Below are 24893 nucleotides of genomic sequence, written 5' to 3' on the forward strand. Positions count from 1 at the left end.
CGTACGTTTCAGTTGGGATTCCGACCAGACGTCTGCGCGTTCTTCATCGCTCGAGCGAGGCCTACGAAGCGCCGGAGTGCCGGATTGTCATTGCCGGGAAGCCAGACGCCCACCGTCGGTAGGAGATCTCCATCGCCGTCTACGGGTTTGAATCGGACGCCATGGAATGGAGTTGCAACGGCCGATTCGCTCGTCAGCGTCACCCCAAAGCCCATCGACACTAGGTGGAATAGACTCTCACGACAGACGGACAAGCGTCTTACTCGCGGATGAAAGCCGAGTGTTGCGAGCCGGCGAATGAGGTATTCGTGGATTTCGGGACCAGGCTCGTCTCGACTGACTATAAAGCTTTCTGCTTGAAGATCCGGCCATTGAACTGCATTGAGCGAAGAAAGCCGATGTTCTTCCGGCAGCGCACAGTAAACGCGCTCGTGCCAGAGCAACTCAACATCACAATCTGGGAGCTCAGGAACTCCTGTGAAGAAAGCTATATCCATACTGCGATCGCGTATCTGACAAATGTGATCGCGGGATCCTCCATACGCCACGTCAACGGTAACGGCACTATGGCCTTGGCCAAACTCTATCAGCAATTTCCGGAGAAAGCCGGACGCGAGCGAGCAGAGAAAGCCAACTCTAAGGAAGCCCGTGGATCCACTTCCGGCGCTTCGTGCCGACTTCACCGCATAGTCGAGATCGCATAAAGCCGCCTTCGCCTTGAAAATAAATTCCTTGCCAGCTGCTGTCGGGCGAACACCCGCACGATGCCGCTCAAACAACGAGACACCTAATTCGTCCTCAAGTTTACGGACTCTGCGGCTGACTACCGACTGGTCAGTCCCGATTATGCTTGCAGCCCGATGGAAGCTTCGCTGCTCCAACACCACAATCGACTGCAATATTGCATGCAGGTTAATCTTCGATCCAGCAATGGCGGAAATGAGCCCGTTTCCGAGGCTGGAAATCGCGTCGTCCATTCCTGCTCGCGCCTTACGGTCAGGTGATGACACCATCGCGAATCGCTCGGCTCCTGTTACCGCCCTGCGCGCAGTAGTGCCAACTCGCCAGGGACCTTTTGAATAAACCAGGGCCCCCGCTATCCGCCGGCGATCTTCACCTTCGCCCCAGGACTCCCAAAGTGACGTGCAAGGCAGCCTCGGGTGCAGTTCGCTGACCGTGTCCTAAATGACAGCACAGACAGCGAGCGCATTCAATTCGCAAAAGTTTGAGCGCGCATTACTATCTCGACCTTGCGCGTTCGAATTTGACTAACTCTAAAGCGACACGACAATCTTGTTCTCAACGCTACTAACCCCTGGAGCAGGAAACCATGTAGTTCTTTGTGGAGCCAGGGAGGATCACCACACCATCCTTGACGGCGACGGCAATATGACTGGAATCGCCAATCGACAAATCCCACTTGATCTCATCCTCGACGTCGCGTTTGATCGTTGAGTCCGCACAAAATAGAGATATCATTTTTGCTTCCGCTGCTTTCGGATAGCTTTCAAGTCTACAACACTGGATCAACATCGCATTGACGATCGTCAATGTATGCACCTAGATTTTAGGCACTTGCGTGACGGGTTAACGATCATTGACCGTTGTCAATGTTTGCCACCGAGGCGTGAGCAGAATAGCTCTCGAACGACGGCGATCCTGCAGGCCATTCACCCTCGCCATATGGCTTACTCGACTATTATAACTTTAATGGATGGCCACTTGATCAGGCTTGTCGTTGCCGCATCCGTCTTGTTCGTTTCAGAGGGTGCTCCGCATCTGAAAGTCGAGCAGCACTGTCGAACAATTGCGGAACTTGCCGCGCCACTTTTAGTCTTCGATAGTTGCATACGCAGGGAGCGAGAGGCATATGAAACAATCATACATAAATGGAAGGAATTTGATCCGGCTGATCGCGCCCACTGCACGCGCTTGGCGACTTTAGGCGATGTAGGCGCGACCTACACGTCTCTACTGACTTGCCTCGAAATAAACGATCATGTGAGAAAGTTCAAACGGAAATAGCGTCGTTGGCGCGACCCGTGTGATCTTTGTGATCCATAATGATGACTTCATCTGATAGCACCAATGGCCAAGACGTTTCAGATGTTCATTCCGCTTTGAGCGGTGCTGGGCTGGCTCGCAATTGGTGGGCGATTGCGATTCGCGCAGTGCTTGCTGCTGGGCTTGCAATCAGCCTCTTTTGGGGTCCCACGCATACATTCGCCACCCTCGTTGTGTTCTTTGCAATTTATGTTGCGGCTGATGGTGCAGCCGCGATCGCTGCTGGATTGCTCAAGATGAAGCATGGTGAGGCATGGCGGACCTTGATCTTTGAAGGCGCGCTCAATCTATTTTTCGCAAGCGCCATTCTCGTATGGCCTGCCATCGCTGCGACAGCCTTTGTCCGGCTGGCCAGTATCTGGGCTGTCGCGACCGGTTCATTGTTGCTCGCCGCTGCGCGGCGCACGTCGAAGACCCACGTCCAGGGACTACTCGCATTGGCGGGGCTGGTGTCGATTGTCTGGGGTTTGCTGCTGGGCGTCGTAGGTCCTTTGCCGGATAGCACGGCGGATGTGGTCAGTAGCTGGTTGATCGGTTACGCACTGGCTTTTGCTGTGGCACTCTTGGTTCTGTCCGGGCTTTTGCGACAGCAGCACAGACAAAGCACACCGAGTTTCCATTGACCGTTAGCCGACAAACAACGATCATTGAGTTCACGGAAGCTTTTTCTTATCCGAAAGCGATAGCACGGCGGTGCAAATTCCCGGATCCTCGGAATCATCGACGATGTTAAAGCCAAGCTCTCGGCACATACGTAGCATCGCCCCATCTTCACGTAGGATCTGGCCCTTGATGTTTTTGATACCCTCGGCTTGAGCATATTCGATAATCAAGTTCATAAGCGTCCTGCCAAGCCCGCGTTCCTTGACGTCGGAGCGAAGAAGAATGGCATATTCTCCAACATCATAGTCTGCATCGGCATGAAGGCGAACGCCGCCAATCATTTCGTGGCTGGCTTCGTCGATGGCAATGAATGCGATCGCTCTCGCGTAGTCGAGTTGGGTGAGGCGCGCGATGAAGATACGACTAAACTCTTTGACTGGAGTAAAAAAACGCAGCCGTAAATCTTCTGGTGATACGCGCTCGAAGAACGCGCGAACCAGATGTTCATCCTCTGGGCGGACCGGGCGAATGAACAGACGCCAATCTTCATCAATAGAAACATGCCTTTCCCACTCTTTCGGATATGGCCGGATAGTCAGACGAGGGTGGCCACGCCCGGTAACTTTCGGAACTACTTTCCCCACAACTACTCGGCCATCAAGAGCGAGGACCCCTGTGTCGTCCGCGAGCAGGGGGTTGATATCGAGCTCACGGATTTCGGGCACGTCCGCGACAAGCTGCGCGAGCTTGACCAATACCAGGGCGACCTCGTTTACGTTGACTTGTGGAACATTGCGATGGGCGCGCAACAGACGTGAAACGTGCGTTCGTTCAATGAGTTCATGCGCCAGCTTTAAATCCAGCGGTGGGAGCGCCAACGCTTTGTCGTTGATCGCCTCAACCGCAGTGCCTCCTTGGCCAAATAGAACTACGGGACCGAAGGTCTCATCATCTGCGATTCCGGCTATGAGTTCGCGGGCGGCCGGTCGCACGATCATGGGATGAAGGCTGACCCCGGTTATTCGTGCTTGTGGCCTTGCGGCTTTGACTTTCACAAACATTTCTTCGGTTGCTCTTCGCACCTCCATTGGGCTAGAAAGGTTGAGCCGCACCCCGCCCACATCCGATTTGTGCGTAATATCGCGAGAAACGATCTTGACCGCGACTTTATTACCATCAGTCAGGAAGGGGGCGCAGGCTTTTTCGGCCTGTTCAGGCGTAGCGGCGAATGCCGTCGGAGCGATTGGAATAGCATAGGCATTGAATAGCTCGACAACCTCCAGCGGATCGAGCCAATCCCGTGTTTCGGAAATGGCGGCCATGACGACGCGGCGAGCGGTCGACGTGTCCGGGGCGAAAGTCTCCGGAAGACTTGGCGGAGCCTCCATGAGCGCCGTTGCAGCCTCGCTATGGTGGACCAGGTGCATGAACCCACGAACGGCGTCGGTTTCGGTCGGGTAGTGTGGTATCCTTGCGCGGTCAAAGATTTCGGATACGTCTCTGCCAGCGCCAAGCCAGACCGAAAAGAGTGGTTTCGGCAGACCGTCTTTTTTCTGTTGCTTTTCGTTGAATCTCACAATCGCATTGGCAGTGTCCGTTGCCGAGGCAAGCGCCGTCGGCACATTTATGACCAGAACGGCATCATTTGCGGAGTCGGAGGCGAGGATTTCCAATGCCGTTTCGTAACGAACAGCATCGGCATCGCCGATGATATCAACAGGATTTAACTTCGACCAAGTAATGGGCAGGACTGTATCAAGACGCGCGCGGACCTCCTCCGAGAGTTCGGCTGCAACACCGCCGAAATCCAGCAGGCGATCGATTGCCAACACACCTGCGCCGCCACCATTGGTTAAGATCGCAAGCCGCTTTCCAGCGACTGTCTTGACTCGACTCAATGTCTCTGCCGCATCGAACAATTCACCAAGGTCAAGCACACGTAACAGACCCGCTCGCCGGAAAGCAGCATCATATACAGCGTCCGAGCCGGCCATAGCGCCGGTGTGCGTCGCCGCTGCTTTTGCGGCCGCAGCATGACGTCCGGACTTCACAACAACCACAGGCTTGGTACGAGCTGCTGCGCGTGCGGCCGACATGAATTTGCGCGCATCCTTGACGGACTCCACATAAAGGAGAACGGCACGCGTTGCACGATCGAAAGCAAAAAAATCAAGCAAGTCTCCAAAGTCGACGTCGAGTTGATCGCCGATAGAGATGATCGCGGAGAAGCCGACTGTGCGCTGAGAAGCCCACTCGACCATACCAGCCGCAATGGCGCCGGACTGCGAGACGACTGCAAGGTCTCCGGCCAGCGGCATGCGCGATGCAAAACTTGCATTGAGTCTCGCTCCGGGAGCCAGCACGCCAAGGCAATTCGGGCCGACCAGCCTTAGTCCCGCCGCGCGGGCCGAGCGCTCGCATACGTCCGCAAGCGAGCCGGAGCCATGACCGAGTCCCGCGGTGATAATGATAGCTGCGGCAGCACCTCGGGCTCCTGCTTCCGCAACGACCGACGGTACACTGACCGGAGGAACGCAAATGACAACCAAATCTGGCGGTGAGGTGAGATCGGCAAGCGCCTTTACAGATATGTTGCCATCGATTGCAGGATATCGTGAATTGACCAGGCTGATTGACCCGGTAAAGCCAGCTGTGCGTAAATTTCGAAGTACCGCTCGTCCAAGCGATTTTTCTCGCAGGCTTCCTCCGACAACCGCGATCGACCCAGGATTCAAGAGCTTTTCAAGCCTGTATGTCGACATGCCGCGTTCTCATCAGGAGCAGCCTGGATATCGAGACATTGGGGCAAGCGCGGGAGAGTTACCCATTGTAACCCGACTCACCGGTCTGCAACGACGAACTTTCTGGGCACTCGGTGGTCTAGCCATTCGGTTCCGTTGATGCCCTTGGCTATCCGAACCCCGTCAGTCAATCGACACACGCATGATCAAGTTTGCTCATGGCCTCAGAAGGCAGCTTTATGACAAGCCGCAAGTCCACAGAACCAAGCATCGGACTTCAGTCAACGAAATGGTGTAAGTGTTTCTCGATCTCATAGATCGGATATTTGGTCAGATCCTTTCCGATTTCCGCGATGATGCGTTTTTTAATGGCAGGATTGAGCGCCTCGCGCACGTCTGCCAACGTTCGCGGCGGGGCAACAACCACAAGCGCTCGTGCGTTACGGTCGCGTACCAAGTTTTCCATGGCCGTCGCCACTCGTTTGGCAAAGCGATGCTCTTCTAGTTCGTGCCAGTCGGTCTGCGCCACAGCGCTGCGCAAATTTGTCCGAGCACGCTTGAAAACGCGCCCAGGTCGATCGCTACCCTGCTCATGTGCTGGGGGATTGTCGTCGACAAATACGCGCTCGGTCTTCAAGTCCAGATAGTGCTCATCGCCGTCATTCCGTAAAAATAGAGCTTTGCGGCCGTCGCCAACGAAGACAAAGGCGCCATGCGGGATTTTGAGCTTCGTCATCGGGCGTCACTCAAGAGGATGACCACTTCCAGTCACCATCTGCGAAAGAGCCTGTTGCCGACTCATTCTGCCATACTGGTTCTTGCTACGAACGGCTCGGCACGTTAGTGCTATCACTCCCGCATCTTCATCGGAAGCGACTGGCTTCGGCAGCACTTCTAATCATGTCCCTTTCACGTTTTCTGCAGCTTCAAGCGCAAGTCGCGCCTCGTGAACGAACGTCTCCCAACGCCTGTAAGGTGTAGTGCGGAGATGTTGCTTGTGATCGATAACGTCCTCATCCGGCCATTGATCGGCGCTACAAATTCTTTCGTTTGCGGGAATCTGAAAATAGGCCATCCGACAGAGCACGCGGGCTGCGGCTTCTATTTCAGCTTGCGTCGGCATTGGAGCTTCTCCCGTGGCTATTCAGCAGAACATTCTGAAGTGGTGCAAGGGTTCGCCTTGACAGTTGTCAATAAGGTCGTTGCACCATCTCAACTGGATCATAAGCGGAGCCCGCCATCGATCTCCAGGACGCGGCCGGTGTAGTAGTCATTCTGCAAGATAAACGTCGCTGCATGACTTATTTCCGCAGGGGTCGCCAGACGGCGCATCGGTATGCTTGAAACAATTTTTTCTCGGATTCTTGGTGGGATTCCGGCCACCATTCTTGTATCGACAAAACCCGGCGCGATACCGGCGACGCGAATGTTATAGCGTGCGAGCTCCTTGGCCCAGGTCACGGTCATGGCCGCCACGCCTGCCTTGGCAGCCGAGTAATTTGTTTGTCCCACATTGCCGTAGCGAGAAATGCTTGAAATGTTGATGATTAGCCCGCCGCGTTGCTCCTCGATCATGTGAAGGGCTGCTTCGCGCCCGCACAGGAACACGCCGATCAGATCGACGGCGATCACTTTGTTGAATTCTGAGAGCGACATTTTCCGCTGCACCTTGTGGTCGACGGCCTTGACCAGAAGCGCATCGCTCACCACGCCAGCGTTGTTGATCAGTCCGTCGATGGAGCCAAATTCAAGACGGATTTTGCGGAACGCATCTTCAACCGCCGGCTCGTCGGTAACGTCGAGCGTGAAGGATTTGCTCATGCCGTCCAAGCCGGCCAAGCCAGCACATTGCCGCAGTGTCTCCTCCAGCATGGAAGCGTCGCGATCGATGATCGCAAGGTTTGCCTTGCACTGAGCCAGGGTCTTTGCCATTTCCCGGCCGATACCTTGGCCAGCGCCGGTGATGACAATCGTCTTGCCGCGGATGTCCAAAATGGGGACCTCACCGGTTCCAATTATTGAAATCACCATAGAATGTGCTTCCTGCCAGGAAATTGACGGCGGTCAATGCGAAACGAGCCGCGACCCGAACAATTCTAGCCTGCGAAAGCCCCGCTTCTCGGAAATCGAGACGGGGTTAACAACCAACGGAGCTAAAGCTTTGGAGATGACAATGCGTACGGACAATGAGATCGAACGTGACGTGAAGGATGAGCTGCAATGGGACCCGGATCTCGACGCGACCGATATCGCGGTCTCGGTCAAGCAGGGGGTCGTAACGCTGGCTGGATTCGTCAAAAGCTGGAGCGACAAGTACGAAGCTGAAGCGGCAGCCAAGCGCGTGTCTGGCGTCCGCGGCATCGCCAACGATTTGGAGGTACGCCTCCCGAACGTCGACGAACGTCCCGATCCAGATATCGCGCGAGATGCCGTTTCCGCACTCAAGAGTCAACTTCCCTTGTCCGCCGATGACATTCGCGTGGTCGTCAAGAACGGCTGGATTACGCTCGAAGGAAATGTCGAGTGGTACTATCAGAAAAGTACGGCGGAATCGGCCGTCCGCCGGCTCAAGGGTGTCCGTGGTGTGATCAATTCGATCGTCATCAAGCCGCGCGTGCAGCCGTCGGAAATCAAACGTAAGATCGAAGACGCGTTCAAGCGCACTGCCGAGATTGACGCGAATCGGATTACCGTGGAAGCCAATGGCGGCGAGGTGATCCTCAAAGGCACCGTTCGGTCGTGGGCGGAGCGAGAGGAAGCGGGGCGGCAAGCGTGGGCTGCGCCGGGCGTTACCAAGGTTGACAACCGCATCGTCGTCAGCCCGTAGGTTGACAGCCGCAGGGGTACGGGCGGCGGGTCTTGCTGCCGCCCTTCTCCACGTTCGCCTGACGACTGGCCTTTATTCGAAGGAGTACTCCAATGCGCGCATTTCTATGCGCGGTCGCCGCCGCGGTCGCCCTGGCAATCGTTGCGTATTTTGCTCTTGCTCCAGTTCAAAAGACCGCAGATCAAGCATTCAGGACTGAGGCCGTTCGCCTTTGATTGCCATGCTTCTGTTCCGTACCCGGCTGGCCCATGGCCGGCGATCGCGCGGCCATTCACATCGCCTTAAGCCGCAGTCATAAGTTGATTGCTATTTGCATTGGTAGGCAATGATAGAAAATCATACGCTTGGGGGGCGATCTTCAGCTTGCGGGTTCCGTCGAATTCGAGGATGCCATGTTCCTTCAATTCTGTTAGCGCGCGGCTGACCGTCTCGACGGAAAGCCCTAGATAGTCAGCGATATCCTGCCGGCCCATCGGTAACGATATGAACTCATTTCGTCGCTGGCGCTTTTGAATCTGAGTAAGAAAAGCGAGAAGCTTATCGATGGAACGTTGATGCCAGAGATTGAGAATATGAGTCTCCATGTGGAAGGCTGCGCAAACATCCGCATGCCGCAGCATTCTGGCTATGTTGCTATCTTCGCGCGTGAGGCGCTCGATGTCGACACGCTTGTAGCGCCCCAGAACCGTGCCCTCACAGATCGCCTCCACGACGATATCTGCACAGCCATAAGTGTGACATGCAAAGAAATCGCCCGGAAAAAAGAACTCCATGATGCATCGCTGTCCGCTGGGCAACAACAATACCTTTCGAGCAGCGCCCGTCTCCACCTGCCACCAATAAGCGTTTAGGCAATCCGGCGGACATATTTCTTGTCCTTTCGCGCACGCCACAGTTGTCCGTAGTTTTTGGAGATTTTGTTCGGGACGATGATGAGGCGAACGCGGAGCGGATCGCGCGAAGTCATCGTGACAAGCGCGGAGCTGCATGAATTCCTCCATACAAAACCGTTTGTCGAGCGAGAGACGCCGGATAGCGGCGGCGCCGGTCGATTTGGGTAGGCCCGATCTGTATTTCAAGAGCTGAAGCGTTAAAAATTATCATTCTCCGCAAGAGTCAAGAGTCTGACAAATCACTCATTTTTCAGCCATTTTCGCTCTCGCGCAAAGGCGGGTACTGACCGGTGGACGGCTCGCGATTGTATGGCTGCATATCTGGCAAGCTGTCTTGGTCTGACGCCCAAGGGACATGGTGGCGACAAGCCTGCCAGGCGGTGCCAAATCTAAAGGCCCGGCAATGCTCAATGCGGCTCAGAAGGGCTGCAGATCAAGCATTTAGGGCCGAGGCCATTCGCCTATGATTGGCCCGCTCATGAAAGAACAAGCGAAGCCTGCAGGTCGCCGCGGACACTAGCGTCTCCGAGGGCCACGATCGATCGGCTGAGCGAATTTCACTTGGCGAGGCCCGTCAAATTCAATGATGCCGCGCTCCTTCAATTCCGTCAGTGCGCGACTGACTGTTTCGATGGAAAGCCCGAGGTAGTCTGCCATGTCATGACGGCTCATTGGCAACGAAAAGAATTCATCTGGCGCCTGCCCCAAACGCGTCTGCATTTCTGTGAGAAATAGAAGCACTTTATCGATCGAACGCTGATGCCAGAGATTATTGATGTGGTTATCCATGTAAAATGCCGCACGGACAGTCGCGTCCCGAACCATTTCAGCGATGGCGCCATCTTCTCGTGCGAGGCGCTCGATATCTGCGCGATCGTAGCGTCCCAGGATTGTGCCATCGCCGATGGCCTCTATGACGAGGTCTGCGCGGCCATCGGTATGGCATGCAAAGAATTCGCCCGGAAGGAGGAATTCCAAGATGCACCGCTGCCCACTGGGCGATAGCAGCACCTTTCGAGCAGCACCGGCTTCTACTTGCCACCAGTATGCGTTCAAGCGTTCCGGTGGGCATACCTCTCGCCCTTTCGCGCACGCGACTGCGGTTCGCAACTCTATCAGTTTTCGTAACACTGCGGTATTCTGGCCGCATGCGCGCGAGACGAGTCGCGCGAAAGCGGCGCGGCCGCACGTGGCATGCGATAGCTGATTGAACTGGGCGGAGGGAGCGACCTGAAAAAGATCGCGCGCGCATTATTTGGGCAGCGTCAAATATGTTTCAAGGGCTCAGGTCAAAAAATTGCCACACTGGCACATGGGTTCCACACCCACCACATATTTGATATTTTTCTGTGTCTGGGACGATTGCGAATAGGCGTCTTTCAAGCGGGGCCCGCAGCAGCAGCCCCGAGGCTACTTCACCTCCTCCAGGGGCGAGGCCAATCGTGGACAGCTCCGCAGCGGCAAGATGCAAAGGAGGTCAGCCGATGCGGCTTGTCATCTTGGGGCCGCCGGGGGCGGGCAAAAGTACACAGGCGCGGCGCGTGGCTGAAAAGTATGGAATCGCACACCTCTCGGTCGGCGATCTACTGCGGGCAGCGGTCGCATCTGACACGCCGGTCGGACCGCTAATCAAGGATGCCATGGCGCGCGGCGATCTTGTATCGGACGATATCGTGCAAACTATCGTCTTGAAGCAACTTGATGGTCCCGATGCCGCCAAAGGATTCATCCTTGATGGTTTCCCGCGGACAATACCGCAGGCTGAGGCGCTCGGCCGTCGGCTCAAGAAACGAGGCCGCGATCTCGATGCGGTGATTGAGCTGAAGGCGGATGACCGGTTACTGCTTGATCGGATTGCTGCGCGGAACGCAAACACCGGGAGCCGTGGAGAGTTGCGGCGGGTCGACGACGATGCCGAGGTGCTGCGGCCGCGGATCGATGCCTACCATCGACAGACAGCTCCGGTTCTCGATTATTATCGGGGACAAGGCCTTTTGCAGTCCGTGAACGGCATGCTTTCAATTGCTCAGGTCGAACAAGAGATCGACCGGGTTCTGGCGTGCCTTCCCCCTCAGAAGGGACTCGACTCTGACGCTTGATGCCCTGCCCTCAGCGATCGGCGCGAGATGAGCTTATCGTTGATGCATCAATCATGCTGCCGAAAGAAACTGTACCCCTTGGCGACCCTTTGCCCCAATTTGCCGGGGGGGGGGGTAAAGTTGCCAGCATCCGGAGAATGCGCAGTCGCCGAACGCCATCGAACTCTACAATACGGCGGGCTTGCAGGTCACCTAGCGCCCGACTGACGGTTTCGACGGAGAGACCAAGATAATCAGCGATATCGTAACGCGACATCGGTAATGATACAAATCCGTCGGCTCTAGCGGGCATGCGCGCGCTCATCTGATCGAGAAAGACACGCACCTTGTCCACCGATCGCTGATGCCAAAGATTGAAAATGTGCTCCTCCGCTCTGGCGATACGTCGAAGCCGAGCTTCGCGTAAAGTTTGCGCAATCGAGGAGCCCTCCTCGGCAAGACCCTCAAGATCGGCCCGCTTGTACCGACCGAGCACAGTGCCGTCGCAGACGGCGTCGACAACCGTGTCTTCGCCTGCGTTGTCGCAAACGAACCACTCATTCGGCAGAAAGAATTCGTGTATGCATCGCAAGCCATTACTTTGCAGCCGGGCCTGCCTGACCGCGCCGGATTTGATGTGCCACCAGTAGTCTGCCAATCGGTCCGGTTCGCAAATCGGTTGGCCCTTCGAAGCTGCTACAACCGTTCGCCATTTTGTAAGTCGAGAATGGAACTTGCAATGATCGAAGCCCCGATCGTGGGTTGCCGCACGCGTGACCATGACAGATGCCCCATGTACCATAACTTAAAATCAAGCTTCTGATTTCATTCTACTCTCATCGTTGATCTCGATCAAAAGAGCAGTGTGCTGGCGCAAATGTGGCAAAACCTTGGCGGCGCGTGGCTTCGCAAGATCAAGATCGCTCCCGAACATTTTGATTTTACACTGCGAAAAGTTGTTGATGGAAAAATTAACTGAAACGACTCCGCCCACGCATCGACCGTCACCGCGGAGCATATGGAGCATGCCCCCCATGATTGAACTGCAAATCAAACCGGTGATCATCGTCAAAGATACGCCGAAGCCGCGGCGACTGGCGACGCTTTCTCAGGCCAGGGCCTTCGTCGAAGAGGAACTTCGGCGCGGGCGGCCGCCGGCCTGGAGGGATTTGCACCGCCGCCTTTCATCGGCCGCCAGCGCTGAAGATGCAGCCGAGGCGATCGGTGCCTTGCGCGAATTGCTTCAACTCGAGGACTTGCTCGTCGCGCACGATCCGACAGGACACTCTTGAGTTTGCCGGGAAGCGGAAACCTCACTGACAGCCGTCAATCGACTGCTCCTGCGTGACATTCAAAGAGATTGCGCGGCGAAGATTGTGCGATGCCCAGCACGGTGCGGCACGCTATGCCGTCATTCCCACAGCTTCTAACTGTGGATGCAATCTGCGCATAATGAACTTCTCAAGCTCAAGGATAAGCAGAAACGCGACGCCCGTCGCTATGATGAGCAGCCCATCGGCAACGGAGATCGCGCGTGTTGCGAAGATCGTCTGCATGAATGGTGCGTAAGTGAACAGCAGTTGGGCCGATAACGTGAACGCGATTCCAGCTATGACCGCCGGCGTACCGAGGACGCCCGGCCAAGTGAAAGCGCTCGCGCGGCGATGCCGCATTCCGAACAAATAGAATATCTCCATAACGACAATGGCATTCACGACCACGGTGTGCGCCTCTTCGATCGACAGAGCACGTTTTTCAGCCCAGAAGAACATGCCGAACGCCCCTGCCGCAAATAACAACGACACGAAAATAACCCTCCACAGCAACAGTCCGGTCAAGATTGGCGCGTCCGGTGCACGTGGTGGTCGTTGCATTATGTCCGGCTCCGGGGGCTCGAATGCGAGCGTTAATCCGAGTCCGACCGCGGTTACCATGTTGATCCACAAAATTTGGACTGGAGTTAGAGGTAGCGTCAAACCAATCAGGATCGCCACGATGATCGTCATGGCTTCACCGGCGTTCGTGGGCAAAGTCCAGCCGATTACTTTGGTCAAGTTGTCATGAACCGTGCGGCCTTCGCGGACTGCGGCGACGATCGTGGCAAAATTATCGTCGGCCAGCACTACTTCAGCCGCCTCCTTCGCTGCCTCGGTACCCTTGCGGCCCATGGCAATCCCCACATCCGCTCGCTTGAGCGCCGGGGCGTCGTTGACGCCATCTCCAGTCATGGCAACGATCGCGCCGTCCGCCTGAAGCGTCTCCACCAAACGCAATTTGTGCTCGGGGGTCGTGCGCGCGAAAACAGTCGTCCCTTTGACCGCTAGACGGAATGCCTCATCATCCAGGGAATCCAGCCGATCCCCAGTGATGACGGAGTTTGGCCGTTCCAGACCGAGTTGGCGCGCAACGGCTGTAGCGGTCGCAGCATGGTCTCCGGTGATCATCTTGACCCGAATACCGGCGGTTGCGCACTCTGCGACAGCGGTAATGGCCTCCTCACGTGGCGGGTCAATCAGTCCGGCCAAACCGATGAGGACCAGATCCCGTTCGACCTCCCGAAATGTGAGGTCATGAGCGCTGTGCGGCATCGGCTTCTTCGCCAGCGCCAGCACGCGCTGGCCATTCGCGCCTAGTACGTCAACCATCCGGTTCCAGTGTGCCAAGTCGATTTGCTCTGGTCCCTGCGATGTGTATTGGCTGGAGCACATGGCAATCACTTGTTCAGGCGCGCCCTTCACATAAGCCACAAATCCGTTGTCGTGGCCATGATGCAGCGTCGCCATATAACGATATCGAGAATCAAATGGAATTTCGTCGGTCCTAGGAAATTGACGCCGCGTCGTCTCGGCGTCGTATCCTGCCTTGATCGCAAACGACACGAGCGCGCCTTCCATCGGATCGCCATCGACGGCCCAGCCAGTTTCCGTGCGGCGCAACACCGCGTTATTGCAAAGCAATGCCGCCAATGCCAATTCTCTAAGAGCCGGATCCGCCACGCCGTCGACTTCGCGATCGCCTTGCCGGAATGCTCCGCGTGGGTCATACCCGGTTCCAGTAACTTCGGTGAAGCCGGCCTTTGTAACGACTGTCCGCACGGTCATTTCATTTTTGGTGAGAGTTCCAGTCTTGTCTGAGCAGATGATGGAAACCGACCCAAGCGTTTCGACGGCAGGCAGCAGACGGACGATGGCATGACGCTGGCCATTCTTTGCACGCCGATCGCAAGAGTGATGGTCATCACCGCCGGAAGTCCCTCCGGAATCGCAGCGACCGCAAGGCCGACCACGATCATAAACGCATCGACCCATGGATATGATCTAAGCCAGACTGCTAGTATAAACATGATGGATGAAACGCCAAGGATCGCGAGGGTAAGATAGCGAGCGAAATGATCGATCTGGCGGATCAACGGGGTAGTGAGCGTCTCGACCGCTCGCAACATCGAGCTGATGTGCCCGATCTCCGTTTCAAGACCCGTTGCAATCACTATTCCCTGCCCTTGGCCCGCAACGACGAACGTACCGGCATAAGCCATGCATCGTCGGTCTCCCAATGCCGCATGCTCGCTGACGGGCTTCTCATTTTTTTCGACCGCAATCGATTCCCCAGTCAGAGCGGATTCATCAATCTTCAGATTCCGGGCCCGCAATAGCCGCAGATCCGCAGGCACACGATCTCCAGCTTCGATCAAGACGATGTCGCCCGGGACTAGCTGGTCCGCATCGATCGCGAGTCTATGACCATCGCGCAAAACCGTTGCACGAGGGCTGATCATCGCTTTGATAGCGCCGAGAGCACGTTCTGCACGACCCTCTTGAACGAAGCCGACGAGGGCATTGATGACAACGACACCCGAGATGACGCCTGCATCTATTCCGTGGCCGAGCAGAGCAGTTATGGCGGCGGAGATCAGCAGGACGTAGATCAGAAGATTGTTGAATTGCGCTACGAACCGAGAAATGACGCTGCGTGGTTGCGATCCCGACAGCCTGTTAAGTCCATGCCGTTCCAGACGCTGCTTGGCTTCCAGAACGGTAAGGCCGCCCGATCGGCTCTGCAATCGATCGACAGCATCGGCGCCGGAGATTGCATGCCACTTAGGCGAAGCCCGCGGTTGGGTGGACGACGGCGCGCCCGATATTGCACGATTCATGACTGCTGCTTTACGGCTTCAGCTTGAAATCATATATCATACATTATTTGTCATTCGCATAAGTGTTTCGTTGCCGCGTTCATCGAACTGCGACGGCGCATTATCGAATTGATTGCTGCTCACCTTGATGGGCGGGGGGCACCCCGTTCTGCCCAAAAGCGAACCGCTCCCAGCAAAATAAATTCGTTGTGATTGGACTCACTTGATCGGCTATTTGCGTCGAAGGCCGCCGCCTCCAGGAGCGCTTGGCTGACCTTCTGCCTGATCTCGCTGGACTGAACGTAGGACTGAACGTCTAGCTTGTTGACCACGCCTCTGGCACCAAGTACCGCTTCCGCAACTTCCTCGGCTGCCTCGCTCTGGTAGGCCCATTCCACTTGACCTTCCAAGCATATCAGCCCGTCCTCAACCACGATGCGTATTCGGTCCCCCGAGTACGGCAAGCGCCGGTTGATCGCTTCCAGTGCGTCCCGAGCAATTTCTGGATCGGGCCGACGCTGCAATAATGGCAAGCGCACCTGGACGTCATTGACAAGGCCATTTATGCCCGCGATGCTTTTGGCCAACAGTTCCACTTTCCGTTTTTGACGAAAGCTGCGCACAAAGCCCGTCAGTGTGACGATCCGGTCTTTGACGGTTGTCGCAATGTCGGCGTTATTCGTATCGGGATCGGACTGAATGCGTCGTTTCAGCTCTTGTTCGATGTCGGGATCTGACCGCATTGCCAACACCTCCTCTTATTCTCGCCAACTTAGAACACTTGCCTTTGCTGATGCTGGAAGGCTCAGTATGGCGCCTCATTGAATAGTCAAAGGTCAGGGATCAGCCCTGACAATCGTCAATTTTTCGCCGGGTTGGGAATGATTTACTTGTCTTCATTCCACGATGGGTGCGCAATGTCGCGCTGTCGAAAACGCGACGATGTGCATTGCAGACAGCGAATGCTTGCGCTAGCGAACGGAGACTGAAGGCGAACTCGATTCGAGATGAGCATGCTTCCGCGTGTCACCGAAGAAACTCGAGAGTTAATTGCCCGCGAGTTCGACACACGCGGGCCGGATGTCTGTACGGCAGAAGTCGTAGCGCATCTCAAGCGGCACAATCCGGAAATTTTGGATATGGCGACGCGGTGTGCCGCAGACGTCGGCGATTCGCAGAAGGTCATGTTGGGATTTGCGATATTCTTCCGTCTGCTGGTCCCGGGATTGCCGACGTCAGGCGATCTATCACCGCTTCCTGCTGTCAGCGAGGAAACGCGTGCGCGGCTGGTGCGGGAAATCGACACACAAGGCACTGAAGCGTTCACGATGGAAGCGATTGCGGAATTTGAACGCAGCAATCCGGAGCTGCTTCAGATGGCGCACAATTTCGCGACGCGGTTGCGCCAGTATCTGCTTGCGATGCAGGGTTTTGCCTTGATATACAAGGCGCTTGTCTTGCAATCTGCCGATCAGCGCACACGGTTGCATTGAGCGGCACGAACCTCAGCTCAATTCACGTCGCTGACAATTTGTTGCGGCTGTTTCTTTAGGCTGAGGCGACTCAATATTGATCGTTGTCATGGCGGTATGTGCCAAACCGAACATCCTTGGTACGGCCAGGCCGAGATGGCCAATTGTAGTATAACCAGGACGTAATCTCATGACCGATAATCGTTCCGCGGATGAAGTTCTAGACACGATCCGTGTTCGAGAGGTGGTGGGAACGGTTAAGAACCGCGAAGGCCTTGATCGGCTCGTGGATGATCTAACTCGATCCGGATTCGACCGAGGCGATATCGACCTTATGGCGAGCCGAATGACGGTCATGCGCGCCCTGGGAGCGTACTATTCCGCGCCGGTCGTTGCGGCGGAGCATCCCGATGCCCCCCGACGTGAGTTGATCAAACCGGATGATGAAACCACCGCGACCGCCTTGGTATTCGGAACCCTGATAACGATTGGCACCGTGGGAGCCGCGCTCCCAATCGTGGCATCAGGTGGAGCTTTGGCTGCCGCAGCTGCTGCGGCGCTTGCCGGCGGTGCTGCTGCGGCTGGGCTGGCCAAGATCATCAAAAATCGCCTTGTCAGTACCGGGGAAAGTATTGACTTGGAGGACGAGTTGAAGATGAGCGGTCTAGTCATATTGGTGCGCGTTCGCGACCCAGAAGCAGAACATAAGGCGCAGGAAATCATGCGCCGGTGTGGCGCGGAGCACGTTCACGTTCACGAGGTGGAACTGAAGAAGACCTTGGCCGACGTTCCACTGTCTTCCATCAATCCTGACCCGTGGCTCGGCGATGACAGAAGTGACACTTGATTGGCAGGTCAATGTGTGACCTCACAAAAGATTCTTTGACGAGAAACATTGACTGTTGTCAATTCAATGCTTGCTCCGCGTCATATAGTTCTATTTGAGCAGGAGTAGACTGGCGGCTTAAGAGAAGTGACCAAATGGGACATAAGCCGAGGCAATTGACTTGTAAATTCGACGAGGATCGCTTTCATGGCTCGCAAAGTTGCAATCATTGTTGGAAGTATCCGCAAGGATTCGATCAATCTGAAGCTCGCAAAGGCTTTGGTAAAACTCGCACCGAGCGACTTCGATTGCGACTTCGTCCGAATCGATGATCTGCCGCTATACAATCAAGATCTCGATCAATCGCCGCCCGAATCGGTATCGCGCGCGAAATTGCAAGTCACCGCAGCAAATGCCCTTCTGTTCGTGACACCTGAGCATAATCGCTCGCTTCCGACCGCGCTTAAGAATGTTCTAGATTGGGTATCGCGGCCATATGGAAAAAATTTGTGGGCTGGCAAGCCAGCCGGAATAGCGGGTGCTTCGATAGGCGCGATCGGCACCGCGGTAGCTCAAGCCCATCTACGCAGTGTGCTTGGTTATCTTGACGTTCCGACGCTCGGACAGCCAGAAGTGTATATTCATTTCTCCCAGGGTTTGATCGATGAGCACGGCAACATCAACAACGAAACAACAAAAAGCTTCCTTCAGACTTTCATGAATCGTTACGCTGAATGGATTTCAAAATACAATTGAAAGTACGATCAAATAGACAGAATGATGCTATTTTCATCTATCAATATTGCCTCGCTTCGGATCGTCCCAATGAGAATATGTCGCTATAGTCATCCTTGATAACCAGGACTTGACGATTGTTAGGGCGCTAGCCATGAACGACACGAGTAAAACGCCTTCGCTTGAGGGTGAAGCTCGGGTGACAACGGAGCCTGTCCAGGCGGATTTTCACACACGGCCTGCGGATGCAAGCCACGACAAGGATCGAGCATCTGATGTTGCCTGGCGAAGTATCGACCGTGTCTTTAAAGCTCGTATTGGGCGGCTTACCGCCGGCATAAGTCCGGTTGGGTTATCGGAAGCGTACTTTGATTGGTTCGGGCATCTTTGGATGTCGCCGGGGAAACAGGCACAGCTTGTCGAAAAGGCGTGGCGGAAGGCGGGCAGAATCGGGTTGTATTGGATGCGATGTATCAGTGCATCCAACCCTTCGCCCTGTATCGATCCCCTTCCGCAGGACGACCGCTTCGTTGCCGAGGAATGGCAACAGTGGCCGCACAAATTGATTTATCAGAACTTCTTGTTGCACCAGCAATGGTGGCACAACGCCACCACCGACATTGACGGAGTCGACAAACATCACGAGCGGGTGGTCGAATTCGTTACTCGCCAGCTCCTTGACGTTATATCGCCTTCAAATATTCCATGGCTCAATCCGGAGGTTAGCGCTGCTACAATTCAGCAGGGCGGATTGAATCTGGTTAATGGGATGCAGCATTTCCATGAGGATTGGCTGCGTTTGGTCGACGGCAGGCCTCCGGTCGGAGCCGAGCAATTCAAAGTGGGCGTGAACGTCGCCGTTACGCCGGGAAAAGTGGTCTATCGCAATCGCCTAATTGAGCTCATTCAATATTCGCCGACTACAGATGATGTCTATGCCGAATCCGTACTCATCGTCCCGGCATGGATCATGAAATACTATATCCTCGATCTTTCCCCGCACAATTCCCTTGTTCGATATTTGGTCGAGCGCGGGCACACGGTTTTTATGATCTCATGGAAAAATCCGGCCGGATCGGATCGCGATCTTGGTATGGACGACTATCGCGAACTTGGCATAGTCGCCGCACTCAGGGCGATCGACGAAATCTGCGATCATCGCAAAACGCACGCGGTCGGCTATTGCCTTGGCGGAACATTATTGGCGATCGCTGCGGCCGCGATGACGCGAAGCGGGATCAATCAGCTCGCAAGCATCACATTGCTGGCAACGCTGGTCGATTTCACAGATCCTGGCGAGCTAGGATTGTTCATCAGCGAGAGCGAAGTTGCGTTTCTTGAGGGCATAACATGGGAGCAAGGCTATCTCGACACGCATCAGATGGCCGGTGCGTTCCATCTGCTCCGATCGAACGATTTGATCTGGTCGCGGGCGCTGCGGAGCTATCTATTGGGCGTAAGGCCGCCGATGAACGACCTAATGGCATGGAACGCCGACGCGACCCGACTGCCTTATCGCATGCATTCTGAGTATCTCCGCCATCTTTATCTGGATAATGATCTCGTCAGCGGCCGCTATAAAGTTGGCGGTCGGACGATCTTCCTGACGGACATTCTCGTTCCGATTTTCGCAGTCGGAACGGAAAAAGATCATGTCGCACCTTGGAGGTCTGTGTTTAAACTCCACCATTTGACCGATACGGATGTTACGTTTGTGCTTACGACAGGCGGACACAATGCCGGTATCGTCAGTGAACCTGGCCATAAGAATCGCAGTTTCCAGATGGCGACAAAGAATTCAGCCGACCGCGATACTGATCCTGAGACATGGCGGACTACCGCACCGCGCTTTGAAGGGAGCTGGTGGCCTGTGTGGCAGTCCTGGCTGGCTCGTCACTCGACCGGGCGGATCGCGCCGCCTCCACTCGGGAACCCGGCAACCGGCCTTGCGCCAATTGCCGATGCGCCCGGCACCTATGTACTTGAACGCTAGATCGACTGTTGCCACAACGCCACAACGTGAGTGTGGAACATTTGATCGTCTCTTGCGTCCTGAATTTGTATTCGTTTAATTAGTGCGCCATGAGAAGCGGCACCGGCGAATTGTGCATCAAATGATAGGTTACACCGCCGAGAAGCATCTCGCGAAGGCGAGTATGGCCGTATCCACCTAGAACGATCAGGTCACTTCTCGCTTTCTTGGCTTCCGCAAGCAATGTTTCGCCTACATTACCGTTCCGGCATTTGACCCGATGGAGTTCCGCCGCAACGCCGTGATGCTTCAAATGCTTTTTGATCGCGTCACCCACGGATCCTTCCATCTGTTTGCGAGGCTCTTCGGTAACCATCACGACCGAGACGTCCTTCGCTATCCGCAAATAGGGCATTGCTTCGGCCACAGCCCGCGTCGATTCGCGGCTCGCGTTCCACGCGACCAAAATCCGGTTGAAAACAATGGATTTCGGGCGCTCGACTTCGGGGACCAACAAAATATGCCGGCCTGATCCAAACAGAATGCCCTCGACGAGGCGATCGGGATCTTGCGAGCCGTTTGGTCTGATCAAGACGAAGGCGTCGGCGCACCTCGCTTCGCGAGCGGCAACATCTGCAATGTCTGATCTTAGAACGTCGAACCTGCGAAGCTCGATGGCCACGCCGTACCGCTTTAACCGGTCGACAATGGTCTTTTCCATTTTATCGCCTGAGGCACGCGCCTGATCCATCAGGGCCGCGATGCCAAGTGCGCCTGTGAGGTCGCCTTCAATGGGTGCTGGAGGTGGAGGTAATACGCTAAAAAACAAGCCTGTCGCATGACCTTCGAATTGCCGGACGATATCGAGAGCGGCGCTCATACGAATTTCGTCCGAGACGCTTCCGTCGAGCCAAGTGAATACATCTTTGATCATCAGGGTTCTCGTGAATCGATGCGTTAACACACCCCACTGAGGACAACAACATGATGGCATGAGAGCCGAGCGCGAGTCCTTGATGACTGTCAAGACGGGGGTCCGCCGGTTCCGCTCGTCTTGGGGGCTAGCCAACCCCCACTGCAACCTACATATTTGGCAGGTCAAAGTCCCCGCTGTCGGCGCGAACGACCCTCCGCAATTTCCTCAAGAGTGCGTCCGGTCATCACTGAGCGATCAGGAGCCGCCTGTTCGATATTCCACGAAGTGGCGGCGAATTCGTCCTTTTGCTTAATCAGCAGCCAAGCATCTCCTTGATTAGGTCTGCCGGACCGGACGGCAATCTGTATCAATGTAAATCCGCCCCGGAGCTTGACGCCGCTAAGCACAAGATCAATTTTGCCGCGAGCCAACTGAACCTCAATCGACTTGTCGTGTTGCGGGCGATAGTCGCCTTTATCCCATACCATCACTACGCCGGCACCATATTCACCCTCCGGGATTACGCCTTCAAATGTCGCATATTCCAGAGGATGATCTTCAGTTCTGAGGGCAAGACGTTTCTGTCTGGGGTTCATCGAGGGGCCCTTGGGGATCGCCCATGATGCCAACACACCGCCGACCTCAAGCCTGAAATCGTAATGCAGACGGCTTGCACAATGCTTCTGTACAACAAATAGGCGCCCGCGGCGCCGGGCGCGCAAACGCCCCGCCGGTTCTGGCGTTTTAGCGAAATTTCGCCTTTTGCGGTACTCTGACAGAGACACCGAGCAACTCCAATTTACGCCGTGCACTCCCGAGTGCGCTTGCGCGGCGCCAAAAGTCAGCCCATGGATCAATCATTCCATCGAGCCTTTTGCGTATGTCTCGAAGAGTTACGCCATCCGGCCGCAATGTTTTGGAGCGCACCTCTTCCCAGAAGAGCGGAATCGACAACGAAGCGTTGGGCCGCGCTCTCACCGCATACGGCGGCGCAACGGTCTGTGCGTAAGCATTGCGGTTGATGTCGAAGAACACGCGTCCATGCCGCGAGCCAGTGCGCTGCTGCAGAGTTCGCTGACTTGGTTCCTCCATGACAACACGCATCGCGACCGCGCGAGCGAAGGCGCGCACTGACTCGAATGACTCAGTCCGCTTAAGAGGCACGATGACATGCAATCCTCGCGAACCGGTCGATTTGACATAGGCCGACAGCGTCAATTCTTGAAGGAGTTCATTGAGAGCTAATGCCGCTGCCCTAACCCAGTCGAACGCATCGGCTGAAGGGTCGAGGTCAAACACCATTTGATCTGGGCATTCGAGCTTGTCGACCCGGCTGATCCATATATGTGGCGTGATGCATGCCTGATTTGCCAAATACACCAGCACGGCCCCGTTATTGCAGATCACATGACGGGTTACGCCTCCTTGTTTCTTTTCAACTTCAATCGTTTTGACCCAGTCAGGAAAATAGGAGGGCACAGACTTCTGAAAAAACCCAACTTGTCCGATGCCATTCGGATATCGCTCCAAGGCAATTGGCCGATCACGCAGAAACGGAAGCATCCGCGGTGCCACCCACCGGTAATAGTCAATGAGCTCGTACTTGCTGATATGATCGTCCGAAAACAGCAACTTGGCCGGGTTTGTAACCGCTATTTCGTGTCCTTCAACACGCAATCGCAATTCGCTCGCGCCCACTCAACCCTCCCGTATCACTTCTGACGGCAGCTTGTCGTCACGCAAACCGCGAAACCGTGGATGGCGGAGCCGGCCATCCTTGGTCCATTCCGTGAAGGCAATCTGTGCGACGAGCTCCGGTTTGACCCAGTAGACGCCTCGTTGCGGGATATCGTAGTCGGCAAATGGCGAGACATTCGTTTCGATACTTCGAAGTCGCTGCGCAAGAACTTTCAACATCGCGCTATCGAATCCGGTTCCAACCTTTCCCGCATAATGAAGTCGCTCGTCTCGGTACACTCCTAGCAGCAAATCCCCGAAGCCAATCCGATGTCCCTGGGGCTCTGTGTATCCGCCGACAACAAACTCCTGACCTTGCTCACACTTGAACTTCAGCCAGTCTCGCGTTCGTTTTGAGACATATTGGCTGTTGCCATTCTTAGCGATAATCCCTTCCCAGCCCTTGCGGCACGCTTCGCGGTAATAGGCTTCGCCATCCTTCTCACGATGCGCGGTGAATCTCAATCGGCGCCCGAATGGGAATGCGTCGTGAAGCAGTGCTTTACGATGCCGAAGGGGTACGCGCCGCAAATCGTAACCGTTCCAGTACAGAAGGTCGAACAGGTACATATAGACCGGCACCTGTCGCAACAAGGAGCGAGATGGATTCTCGACCTGCATGCGCTTTTGGAGCTGCATGAAGCTCGTTATGCCGCCCGTGAATGCAACGATTTCACCATCAGCAATGAAAGAGTTCATCGCACACTGATTGAATGCCGGTGCAAGCTCGGGATATCTTTCATTCAGACGTGTCCTGTTACGTGACAACAATTCCAATTCGGTGCCGTGACTGAACACCAGGCAGCGCTCGCCGTCCCATTTCGGTTCGAAGAGCCAGTCCTCCCTGGAAAATCGCTCTTGCGTCAAGCTCGCCAGCATCGGCGCTATCCAACTTGGTTGCCGCCTCTTGCGTGCCCCGGTCCTTACCTCTTCAGGTAGCGCGGCCGAAAGCATGCCTGCCATGACATCTAATCCTATGCAGCGGCAGCGCCCGTGCTCACCAGGAATGAGTTGCATGATCGCCGCGATCCGGCCGCGGTGTCACGACATGTGGCAAATCATCCACCTATTCGAGCGCATAATATTGACCAGGAGAGCCGGTTGGCTGCGAAGCTGTGTGAAAAAACGTATGGGACAATCCTGTCCGGTTCAACGTGGAGACGCCACCATGGTTTCCATTTTTCACACGGATTCAACAATCAAGCGTGATGTCGAAGATGAGATCAAGTACGATCCTTCAATCGACGACAGCAGCCATATTGCCGTTACTGTCAAGGATGGCGTGGTAACCCTTACGGGGTTCACGAAGAGCTACATGGACTCCTACTACGCCGAGAAAGCGGCAAAGCGGGTGTCCGGCGTCAAAGGAGTGGCCAACGACATTCAGGTGCGGCTAGCCAGCGAACGGACCGACCCAGAAATTGCCGAAGAGGCTGTGAAGGCGATCAAGCGGGATTTGCCGACCACCGGCGACGATATCAAGGTCGTCGTAAAGAACGGTTACCTGACACTCGAAGGTGACGTGGAATGGTTCTATCAAAAGGAATGGGCTGAGCGTGCGGTTCGCTCGATCAAGGGCATCAAGTCAATTTCGAATCTCATTCACGTCAAGCCGCGCGTAAGTCCAAGCGATGTCAAACGCAAGATTGAGGACGCGCTGGTCCGCAGCGCCAAAGTCGACGCTGACAAGATTGTCGTTGACGTCGACGGCAGCAAGGTCACCTTGAGAGGAACGGTGCGATCCTGGGCGGAACGGCAGGAAGCGGAGCGCTCCGCGTGGGCCGCTCCTGGGGTCAGCAGCGTCACCAACAACATCGTGATCTCACCGTAGTGTGCGCTTCTTTGTCGCTCCCGTCCCGAGACAACGGGGCGGGAGCGATTTTGATCAAACTGCGCG

At 55.5% G+C, this 24893-nt stretch carries 26 protein-coding genes; 9 read left to right on the top strand and 17 right to left on the bottom strand.

Annotated elements, in window-relative coordinates; genetic code table 11:
• Positions 1 to 8: 8 nt before the first annotated feature.
• Both BBTA_RS39405 and BBTA_RS41185 read right to left on the bottom strand, forming a co-directional pair.
• A complete protein-coding gene (locus tag BBTA_RS39405) occupies positions 9 to 977 on the bottom strand; it encodes a LysR family transcriptional regulator (protein ID WP_168167944.1) in 969 nt (322 codons plus the stop codon).
• Between the two features lie 331 nt (positions 978 to 1308).
• The gene (locus tag BBTA_RS41185; RefSeq protein WP_201159211.1) at positions 1309 to 1551 is read right to left on the bottom strand and encodes a BON domain-containing protein; all 243 of its coding nucleotides are present in this window, start codon (positions 1549 to 1551) and stop codon (positions 1309 to 1311) included.
• A gap of 512 nt (positions 1552 to 2063) precedes the next feature.
• Here BBTA_RS41185 and BBTA_RS36300 point away from each other — a divergent pair.
• Positions 2064 to 2687 (top strand): HdeD family acid-resistance protein, encoded by a 624-nt coding sequence (locus BBTA_RS36300; protein ID WP_148221565.1) that lies wholly within the window; start codon positions 2064 to 2066, stop codon positions 2685 to 2687.
• 30 nt (positions 2688 to 2717) lie between these two features.
• On the opposite strand, the gene BBTA_RS36305 is transcribed toward BBTA_RS36300, so the two are convergent.
• From BBTA_RS36305 to BBTA_RS36315, 4 genes are all read right to left on the bottom strand, one after another.
• Positions 2718 to 5429, bottom strand: coding sequence for a bifunctional acetate--CoA ligase family protein/GNAT family N-acetyltransferase (locus BBTA_RS36305; RefSeq protein WP_012047483.1), 2712 nt, complete (start codon positions 5427 to 5429; stop codon positions 2718 to 2720).
• Between the two features lie 256 nt (positions 5430 to 5685).
• Entirely contained in the window at positions 5686 to 6144 is a 459-nt protein-coding gene (locus BBTA_RS36310; RefSeq protein WP_041751142.1) for a host attachment protein, read from the bottom strand.
• A 162-nt stretch (positions 6145 to 6306) separates the two neighbouring features.
• Positions 6307 to 6531, bottom strand: coding sequence for a hypothetical protein (locus BBTA_RS40485; RefSeq protein WP_148221566.1), 225 nt, complete (start codon positions 6529 to 6531; stop codon positions 6307 to 6309).
• A gap of 98 nt (positions 6532 to 6629) precedes the next feature.
• Positions 6630 to 7439 carry an SDR family oxidoreductase gene (locus tag BBTA_RS36315; RefSeq protein WP_012047485.1) on the bottom strand — a complete coding sequence of 270 codons (810 nt, stop codon included), beginning with the start codon at positions 7437 to 7439 and terminating at the stop codon, positions 6630 to 6632.
• Positions 7440 to 7581: 142 nt separating this feature from the next.
• Between BBTA_RS36315 and BBTA_RS36320 the strand changes: the two genes are divergently transcribed.
• A complete protein-coding gene (locus tag BBTA_RS36320) occupies positions 7582 to 8235 on the top strand; it encodes a BON domain-containing protein (RefSeq protein WP_012047486.1) in 654 nt (217 codons plus the stop codon).
• Positions 8236 to 8516: 281 nt separating this feature from the next.
• Here BBTA_RS36320 and BBTA_RS36325 read toward each other — a convergent pair whose 3' ends face one another.
• On the bottom strand, positions 8517 to 9224 hold the full coding sequence (locus BBTA_RS36325) for a helix-turn-helix domain-containing protein (RefSeq protein WP_012047487.1): 708 nt from the start codon (positions 9222 to 9224) through the stop codon (positions 8517 to 8519).
• Positions 9225 to 9644: 420 nt separating this feature from the next.
• Positions 9645 to 10106 carry a helix-turn-helix domain-containing protein gene (locus tag BBTA_RS39410; RefSeq protein ID WP_012047488.1) on the bottom strand — a complete coding sequence of 154 codons (462 nt, stop codon included), beginning with the start codon at positions 10104 to 10106 and terminating at the stop codon, positions 9645 to 9647.
• A 506-nt stretch (positions 10107 to 10612) separates the two neighbouring features.
• On the opposite strand from BBTA_RS39410, the gene BBTA_RS36335 reads away from it, so the two are divergent.
• Positions 10613 to 11227 (top strand): adenylate kinase, encoded by a 615-nt coding sequence (locus tag BBTA_RS36335; protein ID WP_049795447.1) that lies wholly within the window; start codon positions 10613 to 10615, stop codon positions 11225 to 11227.
• 10 nt (positions 11228 to 11237) lie between these two features.
• Here the strand turns inward: BBTA_RS36335 and BBTA_RS39415 are convergent, their stop codons facing one another.
• Together BBTA_RS39415 and BBTA_RS36340 are read right to left on the bottom strand one after the other, a co-directional pair.
• Positions 11238 to 11864: a helix-turn-helix domain-containing protein gene (locus tag BBTA_RS39415; RefSeq protein ID WP_168167945.1), complete on the bottom strand. Its 627-nt coding sequence runs from the start codon at positions 11862 to 11864 to the stop codon at positions 11238 to 11240.
• Between the two features lie 153 nt (positions 11865 to 12017).
• Positions 12018 to 12242 carry a hypothetical protein gene (locus BBTA_RS36340; protein WP_041751144.1) on the bottom strand — a complete coding sequence of 75 codons (225 nt, stop codon included), beginning with the start codon at positions 12240 to 12242 and terminating at the stop codon, positions 12018 to 12020.
• Between BBTA_RS36340 and BBTA_RS36345 the strand changes: the two genes are divergently transcribed.
• Positions 12241 to 12498 carry a hypothetical protein gene (locus BBTA_RS36345; RefSeq protein WP_041751145.1) on the top strand — a complete coding sequence of 86 codons (258 nt, stop codon included), beginning with the start codon at positions 12241 to 12243 and terminating at the stop codon, positions 12496 to 12498. The genes BBTA_RS36340 and BBTA_RS36345 overlap by 2 nt on opposite strands.
• Positions 12499 to 12609: 111 nt before the next feature.
• Here BBTA_RS36345 and BBTA_RS41515 read toward each other — a convergent pair whose 3' ends face one another.
• From BBTA_RS41515 to BBTA_RS36355, 3 genes are all read right to left on the bottom strand, one after another.
• Positions 12610 to 14307: an HAD-IC family P-type ATPase gene (locus BBTA_RS41515; protein WP_244424271.1), complete on the bottom strand. Its 1698-nt coding sequence runs from the start codon at positions 14305 to 14307 to the stop codon at positions 12610 to 12612.
• Entirely contained in the window at positions 14304 to 15359 is a 1056-nt protein-coding gene (locus tag BBTA_RS41520) for an HAD-IC family P-type ATPase (protein WP_244424272.1), read from the bottom strand. Before BBTA_RS41520 ends, BBTA_RS41515 begins: the two co-directional genes overlap by 4 nt.
• A gap of 119 nt (positions 15360 to 15478) precedes the next feature.
• Complete coding sequence (locus BBTA_RS36355) at positions 15479 to 16081, bottom strand: BON domain-containing protein (RefSeq protein ID WP_041751146.1); 603 nt, start codon at positions 16079 to 16081, stop codon at positions 15479 to 15481.
• 270 nt (positions 16082 to 16351) lie between these two features.
• Here BBTA_RS36355 and BBTA_RS36360 point away from each other — a divergent pair, with 270 nt between their 5' ends.
• The 4 genes from BBTA_RS36360 to BBTA_RS36370 all read left to right on the top strand — a co-directional run bounded on the left by BBTA_RS36360 (position 16352) and on the right by BBTA_RS36370 (position 20364).
• Entirely contained in the window at positions 16352 to 16831 is a 480-nt protein-coding gene (locus BBTA_RS36360) for a hypothetical protein (RefSeq protein ID WP_244424274.1), read from the top strand.
• A gap of 169 nt (positions 16832 to 17000) precedes the next feature.
• Positions 17001 to 17657: a hypothetical protein gene (locus BBTA_RS36365; RefSeq protein WP_012047492.1), complete on the top strand. Its 657-nt coding sequence runs from the start codon at positions 17001 to 17003 to the stop codon at positions 17655 to 17657.
• 186 nt (positions 17658 to 17843) lie between these two features.
• Complete coding sequence (locus BBTA_RS39420) at positions 17844 to 18392, top strand: NADPH-dependent FMN reductase (protein WP_012047493.1); 549 nt, start codon at positions 17844 to 17846, stop codon at positions 18390 to 18392.
• Between the two features lie 133 nt (positions 18393 to 18525).
• On the top strand, positions 18526 to 20364 hold the full coding sequence (locus tag BBTA_RS36370; protein ID WP_083780745.1) for an alpha/beta hydrolase: 1839 nt from the start codon (positions 18526 to 18528) through the stop codon (positions 20362 to 20364).
• Between the two features lie 79 nt (positions 20365 to 20443).
• Here BBTA_RS36370 and BBTA_RS36375 read toward each other — a convergent pair whose 3' ends face one another.
• The 4 genes from BBTA_RS36375 to ligD (BBTA_RS36390) all read right to left on the bottom strand — a co-directional run bounded on the left by BBTA_RS36375 (position 20444) and on the right by ligD (BBTA_RS36390) (position 23959).
• Complete coding sequence (locus tag BBTA_RS36375; RefSeq protein WP_041751148.1) at positions 20444 to 21277, bottom strand: universal stress protein; 834 nt, start codon at positions 21275 to 21277, stop codon at positions 20444 to 20446.
• A 164-nt stretch (positions 21278 to 21441) separates the two neighbouring features.
• On the bottom strand, positions 21442 to 22044 hold the full coding sequence (locus BBTA_RS39425) for a DNA polymerase ligase N-terminal domain-containing protein (protein ID WP_083780747.1): 603 nt from the start codon (positions 22042 to 22044) through the stop codon (positions 21442 to 21444).
• Positions 22004 to 22957, bottom strand: a complete 954-nt coding sequence (gene ligD / locus BBTA_RS36385) for a non-homologous end-joining DNA ligase (RefSeq protein ID WP_012047496.1) — start codon at positions 22955 to 22957, stop codon at positions 22004 to 22006. The genes BBTA_RS39425 and ligD (BBTA_RS36385) overlap by 41 nt, the downstream gene beginning before the upstream one ends.
• The gene (gene ligD, locus BBTA_RS36390) at positions 22958 to 23959 is read right to left on the bottom strand and encodes a non-homologous end-joining DNA ligase (RefSeq protein WP_148221569.1); all 1002 of its coding nucleotides are present in this window, start codon (positions 23957 to 23959) and stop codon (positions 22958 to 22960) included.
• A gap of 205 nt (positions 23960 to 24164) precedes the next feature.
• Here ligD (BBTA_RS36390) and BBTA_RS36395 point away from each other — a divergent pair, with 205 nt between their 5' ends.
• Positions 24165 to 24827, top strand: coding sequence for a BON domain-containing protein (locus BBTA_RS36395; protein ID WP_012047498.1), 663 nt, complete (start codon positions 24165 to 24167; stop codon positions 24825 to 24827).
• Positions 24828 to 24893 lie beyond the last annotated feature (66 nt).

Origin of the sequence: Bradyrhizobium sp. BTAi1 (genome assembly GCF_000015165.1) — a bacterium.
Lineage (GTDB): Bacteria > Pseudomonadota > Alphaproteobacteria > Rhizobiales > Xanthobacteraceae > Bradyrhizobium > Bradyrhizobium denitrificans.

Bases quoted from the DNA above. Each gene is read 5' to 3' on its own strand.
- BBTA_RS36345 (WP_041751145.1), top strand. From the start codon at position 12,241: ATGATTGAACTGCAAATCAAACCGGTGATCATCGTCAAAGATACGCCG.
- BBTA_RS36300 (WP_148221565.1), top strand. From the start codon at position 2,064: ATGATGACTTCATCTGATAGCACCAATGGCCAAGACGTTTCAGATGTT.
- BBTA_RS41520 (WP_244424272.1), bottom strand. From the start codon at position 15,359: ATGAATCGTGCAATATCGGGCGCGCCGTCGTCCACCCAACCGCGGGCT.
- BBTA_RS41515 (WP_244424271.1), bottom strand. From the start codon at position 14,307: ATGACCGTGCGGACAGTCGTTACAAAGGCCGGCTTCACCGAAGTTACT.
- BBTA_RS36315 (WP_012047485.1), bottom strand. From the start codon at position 7,439: ATGGTGATTTCAATAATTGGAACCGGTGAGGTCCCCATTTTGGACATC.
- BBTA_RS36335 (WP_049795447.1), top strand. From the start codon at position 10,613: ATGCGGCTTGTCATCTTGGGGCCGCCGGGGGCGGGCAAAAGTACACAG.
- BBTA_RS36310 (WP_041751142.1), bottom strand. From the start codon at position 6,144: ATGACGAAGCTCAAAATCCCGCATGGCGCCTTTGTCTTCGTTGGCGAC.
- BBTA_RS36365 (WP_012047492.1), top strand. From the start codon at position 17,001: ATGACCGATAATCGTTCCGCGGATGAAGTTCTAGACACGATCCGTGTT.
- BBTA_RS36325 (WP_012047487.1), bottom strand. From the start codon at position 9,224: ATGCAGCTCCGCGCTTGTCACGATGACTTCGCGCGATCCGCTCCGCGT.
- BBTA_RS36375 (WP_041751148.1), bottom strand. From the start codon at position 21,277: ATGATCAAAGATGTATTCACTTGGCTCGACGGAAGCGTCTCGGACGAA.
- BBTA_RS36305 (WP_012047483.1), bottom strand. From the start codon at position 5,429: ATGTCGACATACAGGCTTGAAAAGCTCTTGAATCCTGGGTCGATCGCG.
- BBTA_RS39420 (WP_012047493.1), top strand. From the start codon at position 17,844: ATGGCTCGCAAAGTTGCAATCATTGTTGGAAGTATCCGCAAGGATTCG.
- BBTA_RS36360 (WP_244424274.1), top strand. From the start codon at position 16,352: ATGCTTCCGCGTGTCACCGAAGAAACTCGAGAGTTAATTGCCCGCGAG.
- ligD (WP_148221569.1), bottom strand. From the start codon at position 23,959: ATGGCAGGCATGCTTTCGGCCGCGCTACCTGAAGAGGTAAGGACCGGG.
- BBTA_RS39405 (WP_168167944.1), bottom strand. From the start codon at position 977: ATGGACGACGCGATTTCCAGCCTCGGAAACGGGCTCATTTCCGCCATT.
- BBTA_RS36340 (WP_041751144.1), bottom strand. From the start codon at position 12,242: ATGGGGGGCATGCTCCATATGCTCCGCGGTGACGGTCGATGCGTGGGC.
- BBTA_RS40485 (WP_148221566.1), bottom strand. From the start codon at position 6,531: ATGCCGACGCAAGCTGAAATAGAAGCCGCAGCCCGCGTGCTCTGTCGG.
- BBTA_RS36320 (WP_012047486.1), top strand. From the start codon at position 7,582: ATGCGTACGGACAATGAGATCGAACGTGACGTGAAGGATGAGCTGCAA.
- BBTA_RS36395 (WP_012047498.1), top strand. From the start codon at position 24,165: ATGGTTTCCATTTTTCACACGGATTCAACAATCAAGCGTGATGTCGAA.
- BBTA_RS36370 (WP_083780745.1), top strand. From the start codon at position 18,526: ATGAACGACACGAGTAAAACGCCTTCGCTTGAGGGTGAAGCTCGGGTG.
- BBTA_RS36355 (WP_041751146.1), bottom strand. From the start codon at position 16,081: ATGCGGTCAGATCCCGACATCGAACAAGAGCTGAAACGACGCATTCAG.